The following is an 8,207-nucleotide window of genomic DNA, read 5'->3' as shown; positions in this document are numbered from 1 at the left end:
AAAGCGGCTCGCTCGCAGCGCCTCGATCGAGCTGATGCCGATGATATGGGCGCGGCTGCGTTTTAAATTCGGCAAAAGCGTGCGCGTGATGATGATGTTTGCGGCGAGATTTACGTTTAAAATTTTTAAAATTTCGCTTTCGCTCATCGCTTCAAGCGGCGCAAATTTCGCCGTACCCGCGCATAAGATCAGTGCGTCAATCTCTTGCGCCGCAGCCAGCGCGCGACACTCCTTCGCCAGCGCGTCCGTATCCTCGAAGCGCGAGCTTAGCGTTAAAATTTCATAGCCGTTTTGCCGCAAAAGCTCCGCAACCGCGCTGCCGATACCGCCGCTTGCGCCCGTGATCAATGCATTCATCTTTTCTCCTTTAAATTTTTACGCCCTTTCGGCGCGTTAAGCTTGGCGCGCCGAGCAAATTTCGCTGCGCTAAATTTTCTCTGCCCATTGTATCCGCCGCTAAATTTACGCGGATTATTTAAACCGCGCCGCGACTTTGTCTGGTAAAATTTTAAATTTAGCCCGTGGCATTTTGCCGTGCGAGCGTTTTGTAAAATTTCATCGCCACTCGCTGTACCCGCCCCGCATGATTTATAAAATTAATTTTATAAAGCCGGGTGTGCCGCTAAATTTTAACCGCTCGCTCGCCGCAAATTTCGCGCCGTATCCTCGGCGTCACACATGAGCGAGCTGCGGTCGGTCCGCGACAAACAGCGTGTCTAGCGCCGCCGTATCTTTGCAAAATACGCCGCCTTCATCGCCTCCTCAAATGCGTCGTTACTTTCGTACTCGCAGCCCAAAACCTCGCGCCACAGGCTCGCATCCTCCATGCAGAGGTATAAAAACACCCGCTCGCGCCACGGCGAAAGCGCGTCCGCGGCAAATTTAAAAAGTTCGCGTTTGATCTGCAGCGGGTAGGACAGCTTGCCGTTCGCGTCCGCAAGGGGCATCTGCAAAATTTTGCTCCGCAGCCCGCGCAAGCGCAGCTTCTTGACGACGGGCTTGATGAAGGTAAGCGTGCCGAGCGAAACCATAGCGACGCCGCTTGGATCGAAGCTGCGTAGCAGCCGCTCAAAAAGCGCGCCGTAATCGTTTTGCCATCCCTCATACCAAACCATCGGGTGGAAGTGAAAGCCCACTAAAATGCCGCGCGCCGCAAGCGCTTCGGCTGCCGCGAGCCGCGCATCCAGGCTCGCGCTTAGATGCTCCTCGTTCGCTATGATCGCGGGCGTATTTAGCGAAAAGGTGATGATGAGATTGCGCGGGATCTCGCGCTGCAGGAAAAACCGGATATTATTCGACTTGCTTTTAAGCTCCAAAATCACGTTTTGATGCCGCGCCGCAAAATCGTATAATGCGCTTAAAATGCCGAAGCGATCGCCCCACATGAGCGAGTCGGAGCTCTGACCCGTGCCGATGTGGTAGCTGCGCGCGGGATCGAGTCGCAGCCGCGCTAAATTTGCCGCAAAATTCTCGTCAAAGCCGATTTTCCCGTGCTTGTAAAAGGAGCCGATCGCGCAATAGGAGCAGTCAAAGCCGCACGAATTGACCGCATCGAGCGTCAGCAAGTTGCAGCAGCGCGTGTTTTCGCTAGCCACAGGACAGCGCCCAAGGGCGATGCGGTCTGCGCGAAAGGAGGAAATTTCAAATTTTTTCGGCGCGTAATCGCTTTTGAAGCTCGCGTACGAGTGCGGGCGCGATTTGAGATCCAGCCAAGTCTCGCGCACGAAATTAAAAATTTGCTCGCCGTTTTGGACTTTCCCTGTTTTATTAAAATTTAGCCCGCACTGCTCGTCCGCAAGCAGCTCATAAACGGGCGCCTCGTCCCACGCCTCAAAATCGCTCGCAAACTCCGCTAGCTGCTTTCGTTGCTGAAATGAAAAGTGAAATTTCTCAAATAGCGCGCCCAAAAATGCGCTTGATCGCTCGCTCAGATTCACGCCAAACTGCGCGCCTAGCTCCTTTTTTGCCTCCGTCATCTTGCTCCGCTTCGTTTAAATTTTGCAAATTATACTTAAATTTCGCGTGCCGTCACTGAAAATCGTTGAAATTTCAGATCGCGCCACAGAATAGTCGCTCGAAATAGAAGGCGTAAGCTAGCGTAATAGCGACGTTTAGGATCAAAATTCCGCCGAGTGCGAACTTTTGCGGGATTTTTTTGACGCCCGTTCGGTAGTAATACGGCAGGGCGCAGAAAAACGCGGGCAGCACGAGCAGAACGATGCCTAGCGGTATGCCGGTGCCGCCGGTGCCTATCTCCGCACTGCGCACAAACTGCGCCATGGCGGGGAATTTGAGGGCGGCGAATATGGCCGCCGCAAAGAACAGTTGCACGCAGACGCAGTAAAATAGGTAGCGCGCGCCTATTAGGGCATCTTTTAGCCATAGCCCGATGCAGGCAAATGCGAGCAAAAGGGCTAAAAAGACTAGCGAGGGCAGATCGGCAAACAGATCCGCCGCGGCATACGCGCAAGCCGCGACGCATGCGAACCCTAAGAGCGCAAAACACAGATAAGAGCCTTTTATTTTCATCGTTTCTCCTATGCCTTCGCAATACCTTCAAATTCCGCGTCGTATTCGGCGCGCGAGGCTAAAATTTCATCCCTCGGCCAAGTTTTTTTTGCGCACGCACTCATAGTTAAATTTTGCCCTTTATCGCGGCGCGGATTTGCGGCAGGCGCGCCTTTACGAGCTCATAGACGAAGCTTTTACTAAGCCGCTCGCCGTCCAAATGATCGCTTACGATCTTCATCATCGCCCACGGCACGCCCGCTCGCTCGCAAGCGCTCACGAAAAGCGCGCTCTCCATATCGTAAAGCCTGATACTGCGATTTGCGCGCCTGCTAGTAGCGTCTTTTGCCGTGCACGGCATATTTTGTGTTGCGCGCGCTGCGGTATTCGTCGCGTCGTTGTGCCCACCCGTCGCGCTTTGTGCCGCAGTCTGAGACGCGTCGTGCGTGAAATTTTTTGTATTTGCTGCACCGTTCGTTCCTTGCGTTGGGGCTTGTGCGTTTATCTCGCCGCACGCCTCGATCTCTGCGACATTTGCCTCACCGCTCCATTCCGCCGCGTTTAAAATTTTAGGCTCGTTTACGCAGATTAAATTTGCTCGCAGCTTGCCGTCCAAACTCGCGCCGCAAAATTCCTGTTCGCAAACGTTTTGAAATTTTAGAGCTTGCTCGCTGTGTTCCCCAACCTGCGAGCGATAAAATTCCGATCCGTTCTCGCCGCAAAATTCCTGCGCTGTCGTGCCGTCAAAGTAAAACGCCTCGCCGATCCGCACGTCTTTATCCGCGCAGCCGCAGACGCCTATGTTTAGCGCAAAGTCCACGCGCCGCGAAAGTAAAATTTCGCCGAAGCGCTTTGAATTTTGCGTGGAACCAAAATTTAAAATTTCAAAATTTTCAGCCGCATTTCGCGCAGAACCGACCTCTGCATCGACGCCGCAGAGCGCGCCCGCGTCCGAGCGGAGCTCAAATTTTAGATCCGCGCCGCGTTGGTTCTCGCGAAGCTCGCGTCCGAATTCCGCGTCTGTATCGGCGCGGCGAACAAATTCCGCGCCCGCTTTAAATTTAGCCCCAAACCTCACGCCGCAGATGTATAGAAGCATCTGCTCGCCTGCGAACAGATCGCCTCTGCGCGTAAGTTTAAAACTTTCGATTATCGCTTGGGCTTCGCAGCGTAAAGCCGTGCAGATTAGTATCATCGCCGCCCCTTCCAAAAGCGCAATTTTAACAATTTGAGCTATAATGTAAGATTAATTTGCACAAAAGGGCGAAAATGAACGATCTCATCACCATCACAGGCGCACGCGAACACAATCTGAAAAATATAAATTTGCAAATTCCAAAGGACAAACTCGTCGTCTTCACCGGTCTTAGCGGCAGCGGCAAGAGCACTCTGGCGTTTGATACGCTATATGCCGAGGGGCAGCGCAGATACGTCGAGAGCCTAAGCAGCTACGCGAGGCAGTTTTTAGACCGCGTAGGCAAGCCCGACGTCGATAAGATCGACGGTCTGACGCCTGCGATCGCTATCGATCAAAAAACGACGTCGAAAAATCCGCGCTCGACGGTGGGCACGATTACCGAAATTTACGACTATCTGCGCCTCTTATATGCGCGCGTTGGGGTGCAGCACTGCCACAAATGCGGCAAGCCGATCTCAAAGATGAGCTCCAGCGACATCATCGCCGAGATTATGAAGCTGCCGCGCGGTGCAAAAGTGATCTTGGGCGCACCCTTGGTGCGCGAGAAAAAGGGCAGCTTCGCCGACATGCTGCAAAGCTTGCGCGAGCAGGGCTACGTGCGCGCTCAGATCGACGGCGTGCTGGTGCGGCTGGACGAGGAGATCGAGCTAAGCAAGACGAAAAAGCACTCGATCAAGGTCATCATCGACCGCACGATCATCGACGAGGAAAATTCCATCCGTATCGCAAGCGACGTCGAAAAGGCGCTCAAGCTCAGCTTCGGCGAGCTTGAGGTGGAGATCGCAAACGCCGCCGAGCTAGGTCTTGCGCAGAGCCTGATCCACTACAGCGAGCATATGGCGTGCTTTGATTGTAAAATTTCATTCAAGCCGCTTGAGCCGCTCGCGTTTAGCTTTAACTCCCCAAAGGGCGCGTGCGAGAGCTGCGACGGGCTAGGGATAAAATTTAGCCTCGATATGGGCAAGATCATCAACGAAAACGCCTCGATCGAGGGCGGCGCGATCAAGGTGATGTCGGGATTTAACAAGAGCTATTATTATAAATTTCTGCTCGGATTTTGCGAGGCAAACGGCATAAACGTAAAAATCCCGTATGCAAACTTAAACGAGGAGCAAAAAAAACTGATCCTCTACGGTAGCGTCAAAGAGATCGATTTTTACTGGAAAAAACATAAGCTCGTGCGTAAATTTGAGGGCGCGATCAAATACGCCTACGATCTGCTCAAAAACGAAAGCGATCTGGATGAGTATATGAGCGAAAAAATTTGCCCCGACTGCGGCGGGCTGCGCCTGCGCCCCGAAAGCCTAGCCGTAAAGGTCGCAGATAAGGGTATCGGCGACGTGATAAATATGAGTATCGCAGACTGCGTAGAATTTTTCAGCGACGAGAAGCGGTTTTCAAATTTAAGCGAAAAGGACGCGCAAATCGCTGCGCCGATCCTAAAAGAGATCAACGAAAGGCTGTTTTTTTTAAAAGACGTGGGACTTGGGTACCTCACGCTGGGGCGCGATGCGCGCACTATCAGCGGCGGCGAGGCGCAGCGTATCCGTATCGCAAGCCAGATCGGTTCGGGTCTTAGCGGCGTGATGTATGTGCTCGACGAGCCTAGCATCGGACTTCACGAGCGCGATACGCAAAAGCTCATCAAGACGCTACGAAGCTTACAGGAAAAGGGAAATTCCGTAATCGTCGTCGAGCACGATAAAAAGACGATCGAGGCGGCGGATTTTGTCGTGGATATCGGCCCGGGGGCGGGCAATCTAGGCGGCGAGGTCGTATTCGCAGGAGACGTGGCGCATCTGCTTAAAAGCAATACGCAAACCGCGCTGTATCTGAACAACCAAAAGGAGATAAACTACCAAAAGCACCGCAAGCAGGAGCTTTGGCTAAGTATCAAAAACGTAAATATCAATAATATCCACGGCCTTTGCGCAAAATTTCCGCTACGAAATTTAGTCGGCATCACGGGCGTTAGCGGCAGCGGCAAGAGCTCCTTGGTGCTGCAAACCATACTGCCTACCGCGCTTGAGGAGCTAAATCGCGCGAGGAAAGTGCACGCGGTAAAGGGCGCTAAAATTTCGGGGCTTGAGAGCTTGGATAAAGTGATCTATCTGGATCAAACCCCCATCGGACGCACCCCGCGCAGCAATCCTGCGACCTACACGGGGGTGATGGACGAGATCCGCGCGCTTTTTGCCGCGACGAAGGAAGCGCAGCTGCGCGGATACAAGATCGGCCGCTTCAGCTTCAACGTCAAGGGCGGGCGCTGCGAAAAATGCGCGGGCGAGGGCGAGATCACGATCGAGATGCACTTCCTGCCCGATATCAGCGTCGTTTGCGACGTTTGCCACGGCACGAGGTACAACGCGCAGACGCTTGAAATTCTATACAAAAACAAAAGCATAGCCGACGTTTTGGCGATGAGTATCGACGAGGCGCTCGAGTTTTTCAAAGCCGTGCCTAAAATTTATCAAAAGCTAAAAACGCTCGCGGACGTCGGGCTCGGCTACGTTTCGCTCGGACAGCCCGCCACGACGCTTAGCGGCGGCGAGGCACAGCGCGTCAAGCTCGCCAAGGAGCTAAGCCGCACCGACACGGGCAACACGCTATATATCCTGGACGAGCCGACGACGGGGCTACATTTTGCAGACGTAGATCGCTTGGTGGCGGTGCTGCACCATCTGGTCGATCTTGGGAATTCCGTCTTTGTGATCGAGCATAATCTGGACGTCATCAAAAACTGCGATTACATTATCGACATGGGGCCCGAGGGCGGTGAGGGCGGCGGACAGATCGTCGCTTGCGGCACCCCCGAAAAGCTTGCGAAAGATTTCAAAAAGACCAGTAGCTACACGGGAGAATTTTTGGCGCAGGAGCTAGCGGCGATGAAGAGCGCAAGCAAAAATAAGCGAGGTTAAAACGCCTTATCGGGGGCAAGAATGGATCAAAGCAGGCTTGAGGAATTAAAAAGGCTACTACAAAAGCGGCATCAGGAGCCAAAGCGGGGCTTGGAACAAAATTCTAACGGCGAAAATTTTAAAGCCCCAAATTCTGAAACCAAAAATTCCGAAGTTTCAAATTTTGAAGCCCTGAATTCTGAAGTCTCAAATTTTGAATCTCTGAATCCTGGAGCCTCGAATTCTGAGTTCCCGAATTCTGAAATTTCGAATTATGAAACCCAGAATTCTAAAGCCCCGAATTCTAAAGTTCCAAATTCCGAAGCTTCAAATTCTGAAACCCTAAATTCCGATCCTGACGCTTTAAATTTAGAAGCCAAAGCGGATCAAAATTCCACCTGTGAAAACAACGCAGAGCCATAAAATTTTACCTCAAATGACAGCGGCTCTTTACGGCAGAATTCCAAAGCCGGAGACTACGACAAATATCCGATAGTCGTAAAAAAGATAGACGATCTGTTTTGGCTGATAGCTCTTGGAATTTTGTTAATTTGTTCTTTGGTACAGAATTTTGACGGCGAGTATAAATTTAGGTTTTATATGAAAATATTACTAGGTTATGGTACCGCATTTTTCCTTATATACGCGGCGCACTTTCTAAAAAGCAAAAAAACAATAACCTTTATGAGGGATAAAATAGAATTTAAAAATAAAACTAGATGCGAAAAAGAGATATCGTTAAAAAATATCTCCGTTTACAGATATGCTTACATGATTCCCAATTTTGCGCCCTTTGATGTAAGAATCAAATTTTGTATTTTGGCTTTATTCATGATGATCGTCGTAGCATTATACAACTTTAAATTTTATATGTTTATTTTTATAATTATGGGCTTGTCGCTTATGCCTATTATTAAATTTGTCTGCTATATTCTGTTTGAGAAAACGGCTAGGTTCTTACTTTGTGATAAATTGCTGATATGCAACGGTTTCGATTCAGAAGTATTTACGATCAATAGTAAAAAGGAGTTTGATGAGCTGCAAAGATATTTCTTGGATACGCTAAATATAGATATTACAGAGGGATATTTATTTTGGAAACCGCCTTATGATATTGCAAAAATAATAGTGAATAAAATGAACAAATTTATGAAATTCTAAAAATAAAAGATAAGGTTTCAAAAATATATAAACGATACATAATTAGCGTACCGCGGGATAAACAATTTAATCCGCAGAATATTGATCTTTAATGAAAGATAGAATTTGGAAAATTTTTAAATTTTTAGCGTTTTGCTTGAAATTTTGTCCTTAAATTTACGCGCTAATTATCACCGCTTTCATATACGCCGAGCTCTACGAGATTGCCGTCAGGATCGCGCAGATAGATACTTTGCATAGCGCCGCGCGCGCCCGTGCGAGGCACGACGCCAAGCTCTATTTGCGCCCCTTTGCTTTCAAGCTCCGTTTTGAGCTGCTGCGCGCTTTGCCCCTCGCAGATGAGGCAAAAATCCGCCGAGCCCGCTATAGGACGCGCCGCAAACGGCGCAAACTCGCCCGCGCGGGTGTGGATATTGATCTTTGAAGAGCCGAAACGCAGGCTG

8 protein-coding genes are annotated in these 8,207 nt (G+C 50.4%); 3 read left to right on the top strand and 5 right to left on the bottom strand.

What is annotated here, in order from left to right; all coding sequences use genetic code 11:
* From Q0438_RS08175 to Q0438_RS08160, 4 genes are all read right to left on the bottom strand, one after another.
* On the bottom strand, positions 1-357 hold a 357-nt coding region (locus Q0438_RS08175), incomplete at its 3' end, for an SDR family oxidoreductase (protein WP_299190019.1).
* A gap of 359 nt (positions 358-716) precedes the next feature.
* A complete protein-coding gene (locus Q0438_RS08170; RefSeq protein ID WP_299190017.1) occupies positions 717-1,976 on the bottom strand; it encodes a spore photoproduct lyase family protein in 1,260 nt (419 codons plus the stop codon).
* A gap of 73 nt (positions 1,977-2,049) precedes the next feature.
* Entirely contained in the window at positions 2,050-2,529 is a 480-nt protein-coding gene (locus Q0438_RS08165) for a hypothetical protein (RefSeq protein WP_299190015.1), read from the bottom strand.
* A gap of 106 nt (positions 2,530-2,635) precedes the next feature.
* Entirely contained in the window at positions 2,636-3,703 is a 1,068-nt protein-coding gene (locus Q0438_RS08160; protein WP_299190013.1) for a hypothetical protein, read from the bottom strand.
* A gap of 74 nt (positions 3,704-3,777) precedes the next feature.
* Here Q0438_RS08160 and uvrA point away from each other — a divergent pair, with 74 nt between their 5' ends.
* The 3 genes from uvrA to Q0438_RS08145 all read left to right on the top strand — a co-directional run bounded on the left by uvrA (position 3,778) and on the right by Q0438_RS08145 (position 7,764).
* Complete coding sequence (uvrA, locus tag Q0438_RS08155; RefSeq protein ID WP_299190011.1) at positions 3,778-6,624, top strand: excinuclease ABC subunit UvrA; 2,847 nt, start codon at positions 3,778-3,780, stop codon at positions 6,622-6,624.
* A gap of 21 nt (positions 6,625-6,645) precedes the next feature.
* Entirely contained in the window at positions 6,646-7,026 is a 381-nt protein-coding gene (locus tag Q0438_RS08150; RefSeq protein WP_299190009.1) for a hypothetical protein, read from the top strand.
* A 177-nt stretch (positions 7,027-7,203) separates the two neighbouring features.
* Positions 7,204-7,764: a hypothetical protein gene (locus Q0438_RS08145; RefSeq protein WP_299190008.1), complete on the top strand. Its 561-nt coding sequence runs from the start codon at positions 7,204-7,206 to the stop codon at positions 7,762-7,764.
* A gap of 163 nt (positions 7,765-7,927) precedes the next feature.
* On the opposite strand, the gene Q0438_RS08140 is transcribed toward Q0438_RS08145, so the two are convergent.
* Positions 7,928-8,207: VOC family protein (locus Q0438_RS08140; protein ID WP_299190007.1), on the bottom strand; the 280-nt coding region annotated here is incomplete at its 5' end.

The sequence above is a fragment of the uncultured Campylobacter sp. genome, from assembly GCF_938030785.1.
Lineage (GTDB): Bacteria > Campylobacterota > Campylobacteria > Campylobacterales > Campylobacteraceae > Campylobacter_B.
Note: the sequence above shows the minus strand (reverse complement) of the source record. Positions and strands in the feature narration are given on the sequence as shown.

What these genes read in the sequence shown, in the direction of transcription:
- Q0438_RS08170 (WP_299190017.1), bottom strand. Translation starts at nt 1,976, where the DNA reads ATGACGGAGGCAAAAAAGGAGCTAGGCGCGCAGTTTGGCGTGAATCTG.
- Q0438_RS08165 (WP_299190015.1), bottom strand. Translation starts at nt 2,529, where the DNA reads ATGAAAATAAAAGGCTCTTATCTGTGTTTTGCGCTCTTAGGGTTCGCA.
- Q0438_RS08160 (WP_299190013.1), bottom strand. Translation starts at nt 3,703, where the DNA reads ATGATACTAATCTGCACGGCTTTACGCTGCGAAGCCCAAGCGATAATC.
- uvrA (WP_299190011.1), top strand. Translation starts at nt 3,778, where the DNA reads ATGAACGATCTCATCACCATCACAGGCGCACGCGAACACAATCTGAAA.
- Q0438_RS08150 (WP_299190009.1), top strand. Translation starts at nt 6,646, where the DNA reads ATGGATCAAAGCAGGCTTGAGGAATTAAAAAGGCTACTACAAAAGCGG.
- Q0438_RS08145 (WP_299190008.1), top strand. Translation starts at nt 7,204, where the DNA reads ATGAAAATATTACTAGGTTATGGTACCGCATTTTTCCTTATATACGCG.